Genomic DNA, 18,844 nt, shown 5'->3' with positions numbered 1-18,844 from the left:
TGCGTACGAACAAAGAATGGTCTTCACGTCTCCGAGCGCCCTGGCAATCAGCCGGCGCCGACCCCCGCCATCCCCGCGGAAGTGGGATTCCTGCCACGAAGCTTACTGAAATCCACCGCGACGCCCCGTTTTCGCATAAACGGAGAGGTTGGATATATGTATGCACGCAAGCAGCGCTACTTCTTTCCCACGCTGGTGTTGGCGCTCATCTTGCCAGCCCTGTTGACAGCGCCCATCGGAGCCAACGCCGTTGCGACGCGTCCCGATCCCTGCGCGAATCCGACGACTGGTCGGGAAGCAGACGCGGTCGGTAAAAAGTTCATGGTGGCGGCTGCCCATCCTCTCGCGGTTCAGGCCGGTTGCAGGATTCTTGCCCGGGGTGGCACGGGTGCGGATGCGGCAGTATCCGTCCAGGCCGTCCTCGCTGTTGTGGAGCCACATGCCTCCGGTTTGGCTGGCGGCACACTCATCACCTATTGGGATCCTGACAAGCACACCGTTCGGTTCTTCGACGGCATGTCCAGATCCCCCAAGACCGTGACGCAGAACGTCATGACTCCCACTGATCAGGAGCGCCAGGCGCTTCGGACTGACCGCTTCCCGTACGCGGCGTCTGCAACCGGGCGGGCATTCGCTGTTCCAGGCACTCTGCGAGTGCTCGCGGATGTGCATGAAGCATACGGTGTCCTGCCGTGGGATGAACTCTTCGACGACGCCATCCGGCTGGCTGCGGATGGCTTCCCAATGTCCGAGAACCTGAGCAGTGGCCTCGGGGAACGCTTCAATGGGAGGAAGCGCTGCAACTACCCCGACCTTCGCCCCCGTTACTGCAACGGTGACAAGCCGAAGGCGGCGGGGACGACGATTCGCAACCCTGACATCGCGGACGTCCTGCGGGAGGTTCGGGACGAGGGCGCGGACGCGTTCTACGACCCGAACGGCAGGATCGCACCGGCGATCGCACGCCATGCGGCCAAGGGCCCAATCAAGCTCAAAGGCAACACGGCCGGTCCGGTAACCATCCCCAGTCTCATGACTGCGGATGACTTCGCGGACTATACGGCCACAGAGCGCAAACCGCTGTGCAGGAAGGTGTTTGGCGTGATCGTATGCAGCTCAGCGCCGCCAGCCTTCGGAGGAGTGTCGGTCCTGGAAATGCTGGGGATGCTGGAACGCGGCGAGGTAGGCAAGACGGACCCCGGCTCGGCAGACCGCATTCATCTGGCAGTCGAGGTCAGCCGGTTGGCGAACTTCGACCGCCGCGCATACATAGGCGACCCGGAATTCCATGACGTGCCGGTGGCCGGGCTACTCGACACCACTTATCTCGACAAGCGCTTCTCCCTCTACTCCCCTGACCGGGCAATCGACCCGATTGAACCAGGGGACCCTAAGGGAGTTGCGCCTCCCGCACCATCTGTCAGCGACGTCCCGAGCACTATCGACGTTGGCGATCCGACGAGCAGCATAAGCATCGTCGATGCCGACGGCAACGCCGTGTCCATGACTACAACCATCAACACCCACTTCGGGTCGCACCTGGAGGCACGGGGGATGATTCTCAACAACGCAATGAGCAACTTTACGGACACGTCGTCGGTCTCACCGGGCAAGCCGGTGAACGTCATGGAGCCCAAAAAGCGACCCACGGCGTCGATGGCACCAACGATAGTGCTTGACAAAGACGCGAGGAAATTGAAGCTTGTGGTGGGCGCTGCCGGGGGCTCCCACATCCCGGATTACGTGACACAGGCACTGACAGGGGTAATGGTCGACGGCATGCGCCCGGCGGAGGCGCTCGATCAGGGACATTTCAGCGGACAGGACATCACCCGCAAATGTGGGAAGGCAATTGGCGCTCCCTCTGAGCTTGAAGCGGGCAGGCGGGTCGGCGCACTTCTGGCTGAACTGGCGGTACGCGAGCATCCATGCCCCAGGCTAGTGGCACTAGACAGCGGTCTCACCGCTATCGAGGTCGAAGGGAATCAGCTTTTCGGTGCGGCGGACAAGCGCAGGGACGGTAGCGCGATCGGGCGTTGACTCTCCGAGGGAAGGTGGCCCTCTGGCCCTCCCTGCTGACTACAGAACCGGCCGGCGGCGGCCCACCCTAGCTGCCCGGGCAGATTGATCAGCCCACCTTCGCCGACGTGCCCCGATGGCGTCTCGACTCCGGGCGAGTCGCATGCCGGTTGTTCGGCTCAAGAAAGGGCAGGCCCACATGCGCCTATCCGCCGTCCGCGTCGTGCTCATCACCGCGCTGGTCGTCGCCCCGACGGGCGTGTCATCGCTGCGCGGTGACATCCTTCGCGAGCGGCTCTCCTCGCCGCCAGCGGTGGCAACTGCGCAACCGGGGCCGGGCACACCGTCCCAGGTCAGCATCCTAGGCTCCGGGGACATCCTGGTGCACCCGCCGACCTGGCGGCAGGCACGGGCGGACGCCGAGGCGGCCGGCCGCGCTGGCTACGACTTCGACCCGATGTTCGCCTCGGTCCGCCCGGCCGTCGAATCGGCTGACCTGGCCATCTGCCATGTGGAGGCCCCGATGGGGCCTGGCGAACCGAAGGATTTTCCGCGCTTCAACGCCCCAGAGGACCTGGCCGACGCGGTGAAGACCGCCGGCTATGACACCTGCTCCACGGCCAGCAATCACTCGCTGGATCAAGGCGAGCAAGGTGTGTACGACAACCTCGGCGCCCTCGACGCTGCCGGCCTGCGGCACACCGGCACCTTCCGCAGTGCTGCCGAGCACGCCACGCCGACCATCTACCAGGTTAACGGTGTCAAGATCGGTCACCTGTCCTGGGCGATGCACTTCAACGGCCTAGAACCGCCACCCGGCAAGGCGTGGCTGGCCAACCGGATCGACGTCCCCGCGATCCGCGCCGCCGCCGAGGCCACCCGCAAGGCCGGCGCGCAGATCATCGTGCTCTCCGCCCACTGGGGCACCGAAATGAGTCACATAGCCAACCGCGAGCAACTGCTCTGGGCCAAACAGCTCATCGCTGACCCGAACATCGACCTGATCATCGGTCACCATGCTCACGTCGTGCAGCCCTTCGAGCGGGTTGGCGACAAATGGATCGCTTTCGGCGTGGGAAACACCCTTGCCCGCCACGACTTCCCCAACGACTCCAACCGGGAGGGAGTCCTGGCCAAATTCACGTTCACTGAGCAGCCCAACCGACGGTGGGTCGTCACGCGCGCCGAGGCCATCCCGGTGTGGCTCTCCCTCAGACCGACCATCCGCATCCTCGACCTGGCCCGCACCCTCGAGGGCATGCCCGGCGGGGACGATCGCCGCACCATCTACACCGCGGCCCAGGATCGGATCACCGGCTACCTCAACAGCCGCGGCGGGATCGCCGCCGGGCTCCGTGTGAGGCGCTGACAAGGCTTCTGCGGAACCGAGATGGCGGCCCGGTGCGGCCGAGTGCACGTGGACGCCAGCGACGGGTCCTTCCACTGCCGTGAAAAGGCGGCGCTCGGGAACCTCGCGACCCGATGGGCGCCCAGCACCATCCAACGGGGTGCGGACCCTACGAACAGCGGGGCCGGCCAACCTGCCGTCACACACGCCCCATAACCCCTCGAAACGGCTCGCCGAACGTCCGCCCACGTCGGGTTCACCTCGGCGGGGTGAGGCTCCCTCATCCCGCCCAGTTCGACGATCTAATCGTGCCGCCCCATGCGCTCGCGAAGCTGGGCATGGCGGAATGTCCACGCCGCGCTCGAGTTCATCCCGGCGGGGTGACGTTGCCTCACCCCGCCGAGTTCGATGATCGAGATTGAGCGTGCAACTTCCGATGTTCCCGGAAGGGAAGGGGTCGCCGTGAGAAGAAAGAGCAGAGGCGAACAGCCTGCGCCCGACCGAAGGACGGGTCAGAGCCGGTTTCGCGGACGCGCTCCGGTAGCGGCAGCAAACCCCGCCGAGACGCAGGAGCAAATCCTTCCCTGGCGGCGACGGGCCCTTGACCAGCAGCTACCGACCACCGGGTTTCCCGCGGGCTCCAATAAGCCATCGCTGGTGTATATCTGGGCGACCATGGTGCTAGGCGCGGCCATTGTGCTGGGGTTTGCTGTCAACGGTCAACGGGGTGTGCCGCCGGCCGTGGTCGATTCGCAGCGGGACAACGTGTCAAAGGTCGCCTCCAGCATGCGACTGACCATCAACCACTCAGTCGAGGACCTCGATCAGCGGATCGCGGCCCGGTCCCCATCCACGCCCGACCCTGAACTCTTGAAACAGTTGGTGGGGGACGGGACGGATTGGAACGGGGCGGCGATCGTGGAGACCCCCTCCCGTCGCCCGCTGGCGACCGCCGGCAGCGGGGTGCCCTTGGAGCTGCTGCCGCCAACACTGCCGGTCAAGGACACGTTCCCGATCACCACCCCCAACGGGCCGGCGCTGGTCCGCAGCACCGCGTTGGACGCTTCGCGGACCCTGCTGGCGACGCAGCCGCTCGACATAGACGAGCTACGGCTAAACCCCGACGCCAGACAGGGCGTCTTCGTGATCACACCGGATGGCAAGAGCACCCTGATGCAGGGGGTTAGCGCCGTACCCGACGTCCATCTACCGGTGGTGTTCCGCGGGCTGGCGCAGTCCGGGTCCAGCGAGGGCCACCCAATCAGGGTGACCGAATGGCTGAACAAGCAGCTGGTCGTCTCCTCTGCTCCTGTGGGGGAGACTGGGGCGACGGTCGCCACCTTGATTGTCGCGGACGAGACGGTCGGCACCTCTGCCATACACGGTTTCCTGCTCGGCCTGACCCTGCTGGCGGTGGCGGTGCCGAGTTTCCTGCTGATGCGGCTAGCGCTGTTCGGCCCCGTGCGGTCGCTGCTACAGCGCGCCAAGGACAACGCCTGCGGCGCCGTCCCCACCAGACGGCACCCGCTGCGCGTCGCGGAGGCCCACCGTATCGCCCGGGCGCTGGCCCTCACGTCCGGAGATCCCTCGTCTCCTACCACCCGCCGTGGTCGGTGGCGGTGGCGGTGGCGGTGGCGACCGACCGTGACGCAGGGCCTGGCTCTGGCCACCGTGGTGGCTCTGCTCTGGCCGGCCGCGGCCGTGGCCTACACACTCCGCGCGCCTGAGCCGCCGATACCCGATCAGCTTGTCAGGGACGAGGAGAGCAGGGCCGAGGCGGCGAGCAATGTCATGGGTAAGGCGCTGAACAACGGTTTGCAGACAGTGACGCGCATTTCCCAGGCGGCCGAGGCCACCGACCCGGCGCAAATGACTCCCATGCTGAAGCAGGAGTTGGCCGACAAACACCGCTTTCGCGGCCTATACCTGATGGACCCGAGCGGATCGGTGGTTAGCTCCGCGGGGCGTGAGCCGCTGCGGAAGGAGCCGCTGCGCGGTGAAACCGGCATCGCTCTGGACGGCGATACCGCCCGCCTCCCGGTGGTATACGCCTTCCGAGTCGCTGCCAACGGCGTCGCGGTTGTCGGTGAGTTCGACATCGACTACCTGCTGGAGATGCTGCGTGAGGTGGACGGGCAGGTACGGGTCGTCGACGAGGAATTGCGCACAGTGTTCGACTCAGAGGGTTTCCGCGCTTTCCAGGAACTGGAGGGTTCGGCACGAGTTGCCGCAGGCGAGGCCTTGAAGGGCGGCACCGTGGGGATGGCGAAGACGCCCGAGGGAAGTCCGACTCTGGTCGCCGCCGCTGGCCTGAACAAGCCCAACACGGTTACTCCTTTGAAGTGGTCGCTCGTGGTGGAGCAGGACCTGGCCGGGCTACGGCTACCGGAGAGCGACGGACGGCGTTGGACTCTGTTGGTCGCCGGGGCTGTAACAGGCATCGTGCTGCTCACGCAGGTGTGGCAGTACTACGTCTTCTCACGTCCACTGCGTCGGCTCGCCGACGAGGCCGACAGAATCGGCGACGGCTCGGTGGAGGAGCCGATCTCGCCGCACCGGCACGACGACATCGGGGCGTTGGCCATGTGCCTGGAGGTCTGCCGGCAGGTCCGGCACACCGGCTCCAGCCGGTTGGGTGGTGCGAGCCGGCTGCGCGGCACGGAGCAGGACAGCACCGTCGTGCTCCCACAGCTCCCCCAGCAAGCAGACGCTGATCGGGCCGCGCCATTGTATGGAGATCGAGCCGATCTCCACCCCGACGACCGAGACGAAAGGGGTTGACGTGGCATATCTTTACGTCGTTTTCGTTCTCAGCTGTCTGGGTCTGCTCGTCGCCGGGGTCGTCGAGCAGCGCAACCACAATGGCAACCTGGACAAGATCCCGGACCGAGTTTTGGTCAATGGCATCCGAGGCAAGAGCTCCATCACGCGGCTCTGCGCCGGCGCCCTGCGCGGCGGCGGCCGGGTGGTGGTGGCGAAGACCACCGGGACCGCTGCCCGATTCATCTTTCCGGACGCCACAGAAGAGCCGGTGCACCGCAAGTTCGGCATCGCGAATGTGGTGGAGCAGGTCGGCATCGTGCGTCGGGCCGCCGTGTATCACCCGGATGTCTTGGTCATGGAGTGCATGGCGGTGATGCCGGCGCTGCAGGAGGTCAACCAGAGCAAGCTAATCCGATCGAACATCGGGGTGCTGTGCAACGTGCGCGAGGACCACCTCACCGAGATGGGCCCCACCCTGGATGATGTGGCCCGGTCTCTGAGCCGATCAATGCCGGCCGGAGGGGTGTGCATCACCGCCGAGCGGGACCGACTGGCGATCCTGCAGGAGGAAGCCGAACGGCGTGACTGCCACCTCATAGCGGTGGATCCGGAGTCGGTGACCGACCGTGAGATGGACGGATTCGGCTGGATCACCTTCAAGGAGAACGTCGCCATTGCTCTGGCCGTTGCCGAGCAACTGGGTGTCAACCGGCAGAACGCGCTCAAGGGCATGTGGGAGGCACCACCTGACCCGGGTGTGCTCTCCGTGGCACGGGTGATGAACGGCACAAAGCGCTTCCGGTTCGCCAACATCTTCGCCGCCAACGACCCGGAATCCACCTTCATGAACATCAGGCAACTGGAGGACCAGCAGCTCATCACCCGTCCGCTCACCATGGTGATCAATTGCCGGCCGGACCGAATCGAACGTAACGGTCAGATGGGCGAGCTCAGCGGCCGGGTGCGCCCCGAGAACATCGTCCTGATTGGTGAGGTCACTAAGAGTGCGCGTACGACAGTGCCGGCGGAACTTCAGGACCGGGTCGTCGACCTGGGGGGCAAGCCCGATCCGGGCAGCCTGCTGGAGGGCGTGACGGCGGCAACGCCGGACGATGCCTCGATCATCGCGGTGGGGAACATCCACGGACAGGGTGAGGTGTTGGTCCATCAGCTAGCGACACTGCCGGGCTGGACCTGCGAGGATGGCTCGCCATCCGCCTCCACGCTTCGTATGCCGACCGAAGAAAGGACGCAACGATGACGTTCGGCGGAGAACTCAGTGCTCAGCTTGCCACCGCGAGCCTTGGGATCGGGCTGGTGTTCGCGCTGATGTGCTACTTGACCACCAACCTCTCGCCCGGCGGCATGATCACGCCTGGCTGGATTGCGTTGACACTCATCGAGGATCAATTGCAGGCTGTGATCATCGTGGGGATGACCCTTCTGACCTATCTCATCGCTCTGCTGATGCAACGCGTGGTCATCCTCTACGGAAAGCGGCTGTTCGCGGCGATCGTGCTGGTCAGCGTCCTCCTGCAATTGACTCTGTTCGTCATCGTCCAGCGTGACCTCCCGCTACTGTTCGCCCACCAGACCCTAGGCTTCGTTATCCCAGGACTAATCGCGTACCAGCTTGTGCGTCAGCCGCCCAAGGCCACCATCCTGGCGACCATCATCGTGACCGCGGTCACATTCGGTGTTGCTTTCAGCGGCGTTGTCGCCGGCTTCGTGCCGGTGACCTGACCGATCACCTGGAACCGAGTCGCGAAGGGAGAAGCGGACATGAAGTACCGGAGGTACCTCCGCACCCGGGCTGCACTGCTGAGTATCGCCGGGTTCGCCATGCTGGTCGCCGCAAGCACGGTCACCTATGTCGTCGCGCGACCGTCGCCGACAGACCAACCGGTGTTGACCCTGGGCGCGGCGAAGGCGTCCGGCGGCCAGGCACGCGGTGCTTCGGGCTACACATACCAGCGGTCGACCGGACCAGATCGTACGGAGATCATCGACTCCTCTGGAGAGCCCGTCGCGATCATGACGGACGGCGCGCGGACCGCGCACATCGACGGTCCGCCCCGGACTTTTGAAGAGCCACGCTTTACCGATGCGAAGATCGAGACAAAGATGTGGGTTCGGCTCACACCCCAGGCGTGGCATGCGGGCGCCGAACAAGAGAAATGGTTTATCGACTGGCTCGCCGCGGCCCGCAAGGACCGCTCGCCGGACGTGTTGGCAATCGCCTTCGAATACGTCGACGGAGCCCCGGTGAAGAAGGACAACCAGGGACAACAGTATTCGGGTGACGCCTCGTTCGGACCGCCGGACCCCGCGGATCCCGATGGGCGTCAGGAGCGCTCAGACTTCTACGACTACCTCGGTCTCCCGTGGTCGTTCCTCGACGGCAAGGCCGCCGTGCCCGAGCCGCAGCGCGCGCTGGCCCTGGACTGCTCCGGCTACCTGCGGATGGTCTACGGTCACCGGCTCGGGTATCCGCTGCTCGGAACGAACACCCCGGGCGAGGGTCTCCCCCGTCGGGCATACGCGATGGCCGAGGTGGGCCCAGGCGTTCAGTTGATGCCCAATTCCGGCCAGCGGACCCGAGGGATCGACCGCCTACTCCCCGGCGATCTGCTGTTCTTCAACGCCCAGCCGATACCCAACCGCCAGATCGACCACTCAGGCATCTATCTCGGCATCGACGACGGCGGGCATCACCGATTCATCTCCAGCCGGTCCCAGACAGACGGTCCCACCATGGGCGACCTCTCCGGCGAACCCCTGCTGGACGGTGTCGGGTACTGGCCGGATCGGTGGCTGACCGCCCGCCGGATCTGATCCGCCCACCGACCGTCAAGGGCTACCCCGGCCGGCCCCGCACCTGCCTGCGCCCGGCCAGTTCGCGGCGGCACGGCGGTTGGACATCGGGACGACGATGTCCAACCGCCCGACCGGCTCCGCCAGTTCCCGGCGGGCGGGCGTAGACCTGGGGATTCGGGGAAGCCAGCGCACCTCGACGCACACGCGAGAGGTGGAACCGGTCACGACGAGCGGCCGCCAGCGTCAGATTGCAGGGTGAGGACGGATGAAGAGGAAGAACACGCTGAGCGCGCGGTCCGTGACGGACTCCCTCGGCATCGAACGGGAGAGCCAGGACCGCGGGTCGGAGGGGACGGCACGACTGCTGGGGTGGTTCAGTCTCGGACTGGGCGTGGCCGCCCTCGCCGCCCGGCAACGGGTCAGCCGGCTCGCCGGCATCGACGACTCCCGCACCGCGCAGACCGTACTGCGAGTCGCCGGGGTTCGGGAGCTGGGTCACGCCGCGTCGCTGCTGATCCCCCGCCGGGCGGGGTGGGCGGCGTGGACGCGGGTCGCCGGCGACGTCATGGACCTCGCCGCCTGCGGCCAGGCGATGCGGCACCGGCCGGGCGACCGACGGCGGCGGCTGGTGTACACGACCTCGGCGGTCGCCGGGATCACCGCGATCGACCTGTACACGGCGGTACGGGCTACCCGGCGCCGGCCCAGGCCCGACGGCGGCCGGGTACACGCCTCGGTGACGGTCAACCGCGGCGCGGAGGAGACGTACCGGTTCTGGCACGACTTCGAGAACCTGCCCCGTTTCATGTACCACCTGCGGGAGGTGCGGACGACCGGTGACCGGCGATCGCACTGGACGGCGAAGGCGCCGGTCGGGCGGAGGGTCCAGTGGGACGCGGAGATCGTCGACGACCGCCCGAACCAGCTGATCAGCTGGCGTTCGATCAAGGGCGCGAGGGTGCCGAACTCGGGATCGGTGCGGTTCGTGCCGGCCGGCGACGGGCGCGGCACGGAGGTGCGGGTCGAGATGGAGTACGCGGTGCCGGGCCGGCGGTTCGGCGCGGCGGTCGCCAGGGCCTTCGGCGAGAACCCGCAGCAGCAGATCTGCGACGACCTGCGGCGGTTCAAGCAGGTGATCGAGACGGGCGAGATCACCCGTTCCGACGGCAGCCCGGAAGGCTCGAGCATCCAGCAACAGGCCAAGCAGCGTCCCGCGCGGCCGCTGGCGACGCTGCGGATGGGTTGAGGAGGAGAGGAACCGGATGAAAGCCAACTGCTGGATCGCCCCGAACGACGTGGCGGTCGAAGAGGTTCCCGACCCGCAGATCCTCAACTCGCGGGACGCCATCATCCGGATCACCTCGTCGGCCATCTGCGGCTCGGACCTGCACTTGTTGCAGGGATACATGCCGGCCATGAAGAAGGGCGACGTGCTCGGCCACGAGTTCATGGGCGAGGTCGTGGAACTGGGCCCCGGCGTAGGCGACGGCATGCGCGTCGGCGACCGGGTCGTGGTGGGCTTCCCGATCGCCTGCGGCAACTGCGCCTCCTGCCAACGCGGCCTCTACTCGATCTGCGAGAACTCCAATCCCAACGCGGGAATCGCGGAGCTGGCGATGGGTCACTCCCCCGCCGGCATCTTCGGCTACTCACACCTGATGGGCGGCTACGCGGGCGGACAGGCGCAGTACGTGCGGGTGCCCTTCGCCGACGTCGGCGCCATCAAGATCGAGGACGATCTGCCCGACGAGAAGGTGCTGTTCCTGTCCGACGTCCTGCCGACCGGCTACATGGCCGCCGAGATGTGCGACATCACGCCCGGGGACGTGGTCGCCATCTGGGGCGCGGGACCGGTCGGCCAATTCGCCGCCGCCAGCGCCTTCCTGCTCGGCGCGAAACGGGTCATCGTCATCGACCGGTTCCCGTACCGGCTGTTGATGGCGCGGGAGAACACCGGCGCGGAGACCGTCAACTACGAACAGACCGACGTCCTGGACGAGCTGCGGGACATGACGGCCGGGCGCGGACCGGACGCCTGCATCGACGCGGTCGGCATGGAGGGGCACCACGCGTCGCCGGCACTGCACGCGTACGACAAGGCCAAGCAGGCGATGAAGGTGGAGACGGACCGGCCGCACGCGCTGCGCGAAGCGGTGTTGAGCTGCCGCAACGGCGGCACCATCTCGGTGGTCGGCGCGTACGGCGGCTTCGTCGACAAGTTCCCGATGGGCTCGTTCATGAACCGCTCGCTGACCATGCGCTCCGGGCAGGCGCACGTGCAGCGCTACATGCGGCCGCTGCTGGAACGGATCCGCAAGGGTGAGATCGACCCGAGCTTCATCATCACGCACACCATGCGGCTCGACGACGCGCCGGAGGGCTACGACATCTTCAAGAACAAGCAGGACGACTGCGTCAAGGTCGTGCTGAAGCCGTAACCGCCTCAGGGCCGGCCGGCGCGCCGGCCGGTTACCGGAGGCCGGCGGCGATGGCGTCGACGAGCAGCGCGCCGAGGATCCGCGCCAGGGTGGCCTGGGCCGCCTCGACGTCGAGCCCCATCGCGTCGCGCATCATCGACCAGGCCGACCAGGTGCTCGCCACGGTCAGGGCGTCGAGCAGCTGCTCGCGTCCCTCCCCCGCGTGCGTCAACTCTGGGCCGAACACGGTCTCGATCTCGCTGCGCACCCGGGCGATGTTGCCCTCGCGGTTGCGCCGCAACTGGGGCGAGAACGGCTCGCGCAGCGCGGAGGCGCGGGCCGAGGGCGCCAGCACCTCCAGCATCTGGACCCGGAGGGCGCAGAACTCCCCGATCCGTCGGGTGAGCGGTAGCTCCGGCGGGATCGGACGGAACAGCGCCTCCTGCCGCTCGCTGACCCGTCGCCCGGTCGCGGCGAACAGCGTCTCCATGTCCTTGAAGTTCGTCCAGAGGGTGCGCAGCGACACCCCGGCCCGTTCGGCGATGCGCTCCCCGGTGGGCTTGAGGTCCCCCTCGTCGATCAGCGCCAGGTGCGCGTCGACGATGGCGCTGCGGGTGCGCTCGCCTCGCGCCGCTCGCCCGTCCACCCGGGCCGGCGCGTCGGCGTCCACGTCGATCATGTTGACGGTCCGTTTCCTCTCATGTAGCAGAAGTAAGCACATGATCGGGTGTCCTACCTTGCGGTGGGACGGTCCCGGTCTTGCCCGCGGTGGCGGTGCCGGGTTGACGTTTCACGGCCACCAGCCCCGCGGGCGGGGTCTTACGGTCGGCTCCGCGTCCGTTTCGCGTCTCCGGGCCACTCCCGGCGACGGTGGCGGCCAGGGCGGCCAGGTTCCGTGCGGCGTTGAGGTCCCGGTCCAGGGCCAGGCCGCAGGTGGTGCAGGTGTAGGTGCGTTCGGACAGGGCCAGCTTGGTTCTCACCGCGCCGCAGCCTGAGCACGTTTTCGAGGAGGGGTACCAGCGGTCGGCCACCACCAGGTGGCCGCCGTACCACTGTGTCTTGTAGGCGAGTTGCCGGCGGGTCTCGGCGAAGCCGGCGTCGGCGATCCGCCGGGCCAGCCGGCGGTTACGCAGCATCCCTGCGACATTCAGGTCTTCCACCACGAGCGTGCCGTAGGTGGTGGCGAGGCGGGTGGTGAGCTTGTGCAGGCCATCGCGGCGCAGGTTCCCCACCCGCGCGTGCGCCCGGCCGAGCTGGCCGCGCGCCCGCTCCCACCGTTTCGAAGGATCTCGGCGGGTACGCCGATCGGGGCCGGTCTTGCGGGACAGGCCACGGCTGACTCGGCGTAGCTTCCGCAGAGCGGCATCGAGATGGCGCGGGTTCGGCACCAGGTCGCCGGTGGACAGCACCGCCAGGTGCCTCACCCCAAGGTCAACGCCGACTGTCGCACTCGGACGGGCGGGGGTGCGTTCGACGCGCTGGACCTGGCAGGTGAACGACACGTACCAGCGGCCGCCGTCGCGGCGCACCGTGGCGGACAGGATCCGGGCGGTGCCGGCCTCTAGGCGGCGGGCCAACTTCCGGGCCGACTCGTGCAGCTTCAACCGGCCCAGCCGCGGCAACACCACATGCTTACGGTCCGGCTCGATCCGGATGGCGCCGGTGGTGAACCGCACCGACGGTGTGCACCGGCGGCGGGACTTGAACCGGGGAAAACCCACCCGCCGGCCGGCCCGCTTACCCGAACGCGAGTCGGCCCAGTTGTTCAGCCCACGGGCAAGCGCGTCCAAGCCGGTGTTGTACGCCTCCTTCGAGTAATCCCGCCACCACGGCGCCACCTCGTCCTTCGCCTCGTTCCACGACCGGCGCAGCGCAGGCAGAGACCAGCCGACCGTTGGAGTGAGCTGATCCTCGGAAATGCCGTAGCTGCGTTCGGCGGCCCGCTGATCCATCACCGCCTTGACCCGGGCCAGCGCCCAGTTGTACGCCTTGCGAGCAGCCCCGGCATGAGCCAACACCTCCCGCTGCTGCGCCGGGGTCAGGTCCAACGCGAACCGGTACGCCTGGATGACGCTCAGCCGATCCCGCTGCCCCATGCCAGGCACACTAACCACCCAGTACGACACTCACCCCAGCCAGCCGCGCCCGCAGCACCGCGCCGCCGAACACCTGACCCACACGCCGCCACGACGCACAACCCACTCTCTCAAGGTCACCAACCCATACCAACGCCTACTCGACCAACAACAGCTGACAGCCCCTGTCGGTACGGCCGGCCCCACCGGAGAAACGGCACCGGAAGTGTAGACGCCGCCCGGCTGGCACTCCCGGGCCTGACGGGCCGCCACGCCACCGTGGCGGCCCGTCAGCGACTGCCCCGCCGGGCCATCGCGGGTCAGGTCGTCGGGATCGCGTCAGCCGGCGGCGCGCTCGGCGCCTCGGTGAACTCCTTGACCTCGCCGTCGCCGTCGTCGGTGGTCCAGGTCGGACCGAAGTAGCTCTGCACGCCGCCCTGGATCTTGTTCATCCGGACGCCGCTGTAGCCGGCGTGGACGTCCCCGCCGTACCGGAACGGGGTCAGGCCGGGCCCGGCGAAGCCGCCCTTCTCCACCGCCGCGACCAGCTTCTCGCGGGTCAGGTCCTTGCCGGTGGCGAGCAGCGCCTGCACGAACGTGTACGCCATCGAGTAGCCGTAGACGGCGTTGCCGTCGACCGGGTTGGCGGCGTTGTACAGCTGGTGGATCTTGGTGAACTCCTGGATCCACGGGTTGCTCGCGTCGTTGGCCATCGGCAGGTAGTTGTCGGCGATCAGCCCCTCGAGGATCGCCTTCTTGTCGCCGAGCTGCTTGGCGAGCGTGGTGTAGTCGGCACCCACGTTGGACACCACCCACTGCGCCTTGAACCCCTGACCGGCGGCCTGGCCGAGGGCGAGCGCGGTGAAGCCGGGAATGCTCGCGGAGATCACCACCTGGCAGCCGGCTGCCTTCAGCGCGCCGATCGCCGGGCCGACCTGCTGGTTGGTGGTGGTGTAGGTCTGCTTGGCCGACACCGGTCCGAGGATCTTCTCGACTCCGACGAGGGAGTCCCGGCCGAAGTCGTCGTTCTGCCCGAAGTGGCACACCTTCGCGCCGGGGAACTCCTCCTTCACGAACGTGGCCAGGATCTTGCCCTCGACGGTGTAGTCGGGCTGCCAACCGAAGGTGGTCGGGTACTTCTCCGGCTGGTTCCAGTTACGGCTACCGGAGGAGACGAAGAGGTCGGGCACCTTCTGGGCCTTGACGAACTCCAGCACGTTGGTGTGGGTGGGGGTGCCGAGCCCGCCCAGGAGCGCGAAGACCTTGTCCTGGAGGACGAGCTTGCGGACGACGTTGTCGGTGTTCGCGGGGTTGTAGCCGTCGTCCATCACCTTGTAGACGATCTTCCGACCGTTCACGCCGCCCTTGCTGTTGACGTGCTCGAAGTACGCCTTGGTGGCGGCGGAGATCCGGGAGTAGCCGGGAGCGGCGGGGCCGGTGAGCGGCTGGTGGGTGCCGATGACGACCTCGGTGTCGGTGACGCCCGGGACGTTCTCGGCCGCCTTCTGCTCGTCGTTGGCGCAGGCCGACACGCCGACCAATAGCGCGAGGCCGGCAGCGGCCGCGAGTGCGCGGCGTGCGGTGAGGTGCATGGTTCTCCTGTCCGGTGCGACGGGTGCGAACGGGTGTGGTGGAACCGGATGGGTCAGCGGCTCGGGTCCCGGCGACGCGGCCCGAGACGTGCGGTGAGCCTGCGGACGACGCCCTGCACGCCGCCCGGGGCCAGCAGCATCACGACGATGAGGATCAGACCGAACAGCGCGAGGGCCAGGTTGCCCTCCAGCCGTTGGGCCAGGCCCGACGGCAGGGTGAAGGTCTCGGTGACGAGGCTCGGCAGGTCCTGCAGCGCCACCAGCAGGACCGCCCCCCAGACCGCACCGGCGAGGCTGCCCAGGCCGCCGATCACGATCGCCATCAGCAGGAACAGCGACAGGTCGAGCGAGAACTTGCCCGGGGCGACGGTGGCGGTCAGCACCGCGTACACGCCCCCGCCCAGGCCGGCGCAGGCGGCGCTGACCACGAAGGCGAGCACCTGGTTGCGGGCGACGTGGATGCCGGCCAGCCGGGCGGCCACCTCGTCGTCACGGACGGCGCGCAGCGACCGACCGAACCGGCTGCGTACCAGGTTCGCCATGAGCAGCATCGTCACCAGCGCGGCGAGCAGCCCGACCCAGGCCAGCCAGCGCTCCGGCTGGAAGTACGCGCCGAGGAACGCCGGCGGCGTCTCCGCCGGAAAGCCCAACCCCTGCTCGCCGTTGAAGACGCCGGTGAAGATCGTGGTGATCGCCGGGACCAGCGTCGCGACGGCGAGGGTGACGCCGGCCAGGTACGGCCCGCGCAGCCGGGCGGCGGCCAGCCCGATGACGAGGCCGGCCACCGCGGTCACCACTACGGCGAGCAGCAGGGACAGCGGCAGGATCCACCGACCCGGCACCGCCCGCTCGGCGAAGGCCCGCTGGGCGAGGGCGACGGTGTACGCGCCGGTGGCCATCAGCGCCCCGTGCCCGAGGGAGAGCTGGCCGTTGAGCCCGACCAGGACGGTGAAGCCGGCGGTCACGCAGAGGAACGCGCAGACCCGGGCCACCTGGAGGTTCTGGTACGGCGGCAACTGGTTGGTCACCAGCACGACCGCGGTGCCGGCGAGCACGGCCAGGATCAGGTGGCGCAGCAGGGTCGACCCGCGCACTCCGGTGGTGCCCGGCGGGCCGGGCAGCGGCCGGCGCAGCGGCGACGACCGGGTGGGCGGTGGATCGACCGTGGACGGATCGGACCGGGTCGTGGTCACACGTGCCTCGCTCTCACGCCGGAGAAGAGCCCACCGGGACGGACCAGGAGGATCGCCAGCAGCAGGACGAGGATGGCCAGCGGCGTGGTGTCGGGGCCGAGATAGCCGGTGACGTACGACAGGATCAGGCCGACCAGCAGGCCGCCGACCACCGCCCCGGCCGGGCTGTCCAGGCCGCCGACCACCGCGGCGGTGAACGAGATGACGAAGACCAGGTCCATCGCGTGCGGGTGCAGTCCCAGCCCGGTGGGAATCACCAGCATGCCGGCGAGGGCGCCGACCGCGGCGGCCAGCGCCCAGCCCACCGTGAGCATGCGGGAGACGTCGACGCCGAGCAGCCGGGACACCTCGGGCGCGAACGCGGACGCCCGCATCCGCAGACCGATCGGCGTACGGGTGAACAGCAGGGCGAGCAGCACCACGACCACGATGACCGCGCTGAGGACCCACAGGTCGTACGGGGACATCGCGGCGATCCCGCCGATGGACAGCGCGTCGGTGTCGAAGGGTGCGGCCGCCGGCCGATACTCGTTGCCGAAGACCATGCCGAGCACCGCCTGGATCAGCAGCACCAGGCCGAGGGCGACGATGACGTCGTTGAGCGGGTTGGCGTGGCCGACGAAGCGCATCAGCACCCGTTCCACCAGCGCGCCCAGCGCGAGGCCGGCGAGGACGGCGGCGCCGAGGCCGAGCCAGTACGAGCCGGTGGCGGAGGCGACGGCGTAGCCGACGTAGGCCGTCGCCACCGCCATCGCGCCCTGCGCGAAGTTGACCAGGCGGGCCGCCCGCCAGATGAGCACCAGGGCGAGGGCGAACGCCGCGTAGACGGCGCCGGTGGACAGCCCGTCGAAGGTGAGGAACAAGAACCGGTCCAACCGCGGATCCTTCCTACTCCGGCGGGCTGTCAGAACCCGAGGTACGCGTGGCGGAGCTTCTCGTCGTCGCGCAACTGCGCCGCCGGGGTGGCCATGACCACCCGGCCCAGGGACATCACCACACCCTGGTCGGCGATCCCGAGGGCGCTGCGCACGTTCTGCTCGACGAGCAGGACGGTCAGGCCGCTGCTGTCGCAGAGCTGGCGCAGCAGCGCCATGATCTGCGCGGTCACCCGGGGCGCGAGCCCGAGCGACGGCTCGTCGAGCAGCAGCAGCCTGGGGCGGGCGATCAGCGACCGTCCGACGGCGAGCATCTGCCGTTCCCCGCCGGAGAGCTGGTGCCCGGCGTGCCGCCGCCGACGGGCGAGCGGCTCGAACAGCTGGTACACCTCGTCCTGTGCCCGCCGGGCGTCGGCCCGGTCGCGGCGCCACAGCCCGCCCAGGCGCAGGTTCTCCTCGACGGTCAGCTCCGCGACGATGCCGCGACCCTCCGGCACGTGCGCCAGGCCGCGCCGCACGAGGCGTTCGACGGGTACGCCGCGCAGGTCCGCGCCGTCGAAGCGGACCCGGCCGCCGGTGGGTCGGAGCAGGCCGGACAGGGTTCGCAGGAGGGTGGTCTTCCCGGCGCCGTTGGCGCCGAGCACGGCGGCGACGGTCCCGGTGGGCACGCTGAACGTGACGTCGCGCAGCACCGGGACCGGGCCGTATCCGGAGCTGAGCGCGTCGACCTCCAGGATGGCGCTCACGATCCGGCCCCCGGGCCCGGTGCCTCGGTTAGGACGTCGGCGCCGAGGTACGCCTCGGTGACCAGCGGGTCGTCGCGCACCTGCTCTGGTGTCCCGGCGGCGACGACCCTGCCGAAGTCGAGCACCACGAGCTCGTGGCAGACGGACATGACCAGGTCCATGTGGTGCTCGACGAGCATGATCGAGCAGGCGCGGTCCGCGCGGCGGGGCAACGCCGTGATGAGCTCGCCGAGCTCGGCGATGTCATCGGCGCTCAGACCACCGGCGGGTTCGTCGAGCAGGAGCAGGCGGGGTCGGGCGATCAGGGCGCGGGCGAGGGCGACGCGTTTGCGGACGGCGTACGGCAGGGTGGCGGTGGCCGCGTCGGCGTGCCGCGCGACGCCCAGCTCGGCGAGGAGGTCGAGCGCCCGTTCCCGCAGCAGCCGTTCGTCGCGGTCGCTGCGCGGCAGGCCGAACAGCGCGGCGGCGAAGCCGGCCCGGGCGGCGTGACTGGCGCCGGCCATCACGTTCTCGCAGACGGTGAGGCCCGGGAAGAGGCCGACCCCCTGCAGCGTGCGGGCGATGCCGACGCGGGTGAGTCGGTGCGGACGCGGCCGGAACGGCTGGCCGTCGAGGGTGAGCGATCCGGTGGTCGGCGGGACGAAGCCGCAGACCACGTTGAACAGCGTGGTCTTCCCTGCGCCGTTGGGGCCGATCACGCCGACGATGTGGCCGGGCGGCACCCGCAGGGAGACGTCGTCGAGCGCGACCAGCCCGCCGAACCGCACGCCGACGTGGTCCAGTGCCAGGGCGATGCCGTCACCGAGGGTGCCGGAGGGTGCTGGGCTCATCTTCACCTCGTGGAGGACGCGGCGACGGGGGATGCGCTGGGCGACTCGGGCGAAGCATGGTCGGTTTGTTACACCGGGAGTGTACTTTTCAAGCGGAATTCGTCAATGGGTTCGTTGCGACCCTGTGACGTCACGGTGTCCGATCAGGACTTTCTGGTTTCGTGAAGAT

General features: G+C 68.5%; 15 protein-coding genes. 8 read left to right on the top strand and 7 right to left on the bottom strand.

Translation table 11 applies throughout. From position 1 onward, the window contains the following. Window positions 1-156: 156 nt before the first annotated feature. The 8 genes from ACLQ2U_RS16715 to ACLQ2U_RS16680 all read left to right on the top strand — a co-directional run bounded on the left by ACLQ2U_RS16715 (window position 157) and on the right by ACLQ2U_RS16680 (window position 11,385). Complete coding sequence (locus tag ACLQ2U_RS16715) at window positions 157-2,040, top strand: gamma-glutamyltransferase family protein (protein ID WP_425751569.1); 1,884 nt, start codon at window positions 157-159, stop codon at window positions 2,038-2,040. 202 nt (window positions 2,041-2,242) lie between these two features. Then, on the top strand, window positions 2,243-3,388 hold the full coding sequence (locus tag ACLQ2U_RS16710; protein ID WP_425751568.1) for a CapA family protein: 1,146 nt from the start codon (window positions 2,243-2,245) through the stop codon (window positions 3,386-3,388). Between the two features lie 636 nt (window positions 3,389-4,024). Next, complete coding sequence (locus ACLQ2U_RS16705) at window positions 4,025-6,148, top strand: HAMP domain-containing protein (protein WP_425751567.1); 2,124 nt, start codon at window positions 4,025-4,027, stop codon at window positions 6,146-6,148. Continuing rightward, complete coding sequence (gene pgsB, locus ACLQ2U_RS16700) at window positions 6,099-7,391, top strand: poly-gamma-glutamate synthase PgsB (RefSeq protein WP_425751566.1); 1,293 nt, start codon at window positions 6,099-6,101, stop codon at window positions 7,389-7,391. Before ACLQ2U_RS16705 ends, pgsB begins: the two co-directional genes overlap by 50 nt. Further along, window positions 7,388-7,873, top strand: coding sequence for a poly-gamma-glutamate biosynthesis protein PgsC/CapC (locus ACLQ2U_RS16695; RefSeq protein ID WP_425751565.1), 486 nt, complete (start codon window positions 7,388-7,390; stop codon window positions 7,871-7,873). The genes pgsB and ACLQ2U_RS16695 overlap by 4 nt, the downstream gene beginning before the upstream one ends. 39 nt (window positions 7,874-7,912) lie before the next feature. Next, on the top strand, window positions 7,913-8,965 hold the full coding sequence (locus tag ACLQ2U_RS16690) for an NlpC/P60 family protein (RefSeq protein ID WP_425751564.1): 1,053 nt from the start codon (window positions 7,913-7,915) through the stop codon (window positions 8,963-8,965). Window positions 8,966-9,212: 247 nt separating this feature from the next. Further along, window positions 9,213-10,193: an SRPBCC family protein gene (locus ACLQ2U_RS16685; protein ID WP_425751563.1), complete on the top strand. Its 981-nt coding sequence runs from the start codon at window positions 9,213-9,215 to the stop codon at window positions 10,191-10,193. A gap of 16 nt (window positions 10,194-10,209) precedes the next feature. Next, the gene (locus ACLQ2U_RS16680; protein WP_425751562.1) at window positions 10,210-11,385 is read left to right on the top strand and encodes a zinc-dependent alcohol dehydrogenase; all 1,176 of its coding nucleotides are present in this window, start codon (window positions 10,210-10,212) and stop codon (window positions 11,383-11,385) included. 31 nt (window positions 11,386-11,416) lie between these two features. Here the strand turns inward: ACLQ2U_RS16680 and ACLQ2U_RS16675 are convergent, their stop codons facing one another. From ACLQ2U_RS16675 to ACLQ2U_RS16645, 7 genes are all read right to left on the bottom strand, one after another. Further along, window positions 11,417-12,043 (bottom strand): TetR/AcrR family transcriptional regulator, encoded by a 627-nt coding sequence (locus ACLQ2U_RS16675; RefSeq protein WP_425751561.1) that lies wholly within the window; start codon window positions 12,041-12,043, stop codon window positions 11,417-11,419. A 19-nt stretch (window positions 12,044-12,062) separates the two neighbouring features. Beyond that, window positions 12,063-13,460, bottom strand: coding sequence for an IS607 family element RNA-guided endonuclease TnpB (gene tnpB, locus ACLQ2U_RS16670; protein WP_425751560.1), 1,398 nt, complete (start codon window positions 13,458-13,460; stop codon window positions 12,063-12,065). Window positions 13,461-13,759: 299 nt separating this feature from the next. Next, complete coding sequence (locus ACLQ2U_RS16665) at window positions 13,760-15,031, bottom strand: ABC transporter substrate-binding protein (protein ID WP_425751559.1); 1,272 nt, start codon at window positions 15,029-15,031, stop codon at window positions 13,760-13,762. 53 nt (window positions 15,032-15,084) lie between these two features. Next, window positions 15,085-16,152 carry a branched-chain amino acid ABC transporter permease gene (locus tag ACLQ2U_RS16660; RefSeq protein WP_425751652.1) on the bottom strand — a complete coding sequence of 356 codons (1,068 nt, stop codon included), beginning with the start codon at window positions 16,150-16,152 and terminating at the stop codon, window positions 15,085-15,087. 68 nt (window positions 16,153-16,220) lie between these two features. Then, the gene (locus tag ACLQ2U_RS16655; RefSeq protein ID WP_425751558.1) at window positions 16,221-17,099 is read right to left on the bottom strand and encodes a branched-chain amino acid ABC transporter permease; all 879 of its coding nucleotides are present in this window, start codon (window positions 17,097-17,099) and stop codon (window positions 16,221-16,223) included. A 29-nt stretch (window positions 17,100-17,128) separates the two neighbouring features. Then, window positions 17,129-17,845 carry an ABC transporter ATP-binding protein gene (locus ACLQ2U_RS16650; RefSeq protein WP_425751557.1) on the bottom strand — a complete coding sequence of 239 codons (717 nt, stop codon included), beginning with the start codon at window positions 17,843-17,845 and terminating at the stop codon, window positions 17,129-17,131. Continuing rightward, complete coding sequence (locus ACLQ2U_RS16645) at window positions 17,842-18,675, bottom strand: ABC transporter ATP-binding protein (protein WP_425751556.1); 834 nt, start codon at window positions 18,673-18,675, stop codon at window positions 17,842-17,844. The genes ACLQ2U_RS16650 and ACLQ2U_RS16645 overlap by 4 nt, the downstream gene beginning before the upstream one ends. Between the last annotated feature and the right edge of the window lie 169 nt (window positions 18,676-18,844).

It is taken from the genome of Micromonospora sp. DT47, assembly GCF_049844475.1.
Classification (GTDB): domain Bacteria; phylum Actinomycetota; class Actinomycetes; order Mycobacteriales; family Micromonosporaceae; genus Micromonospora.
This window is presented reverse-complemented; position numbering and strand designations above follow the sequence as displayed.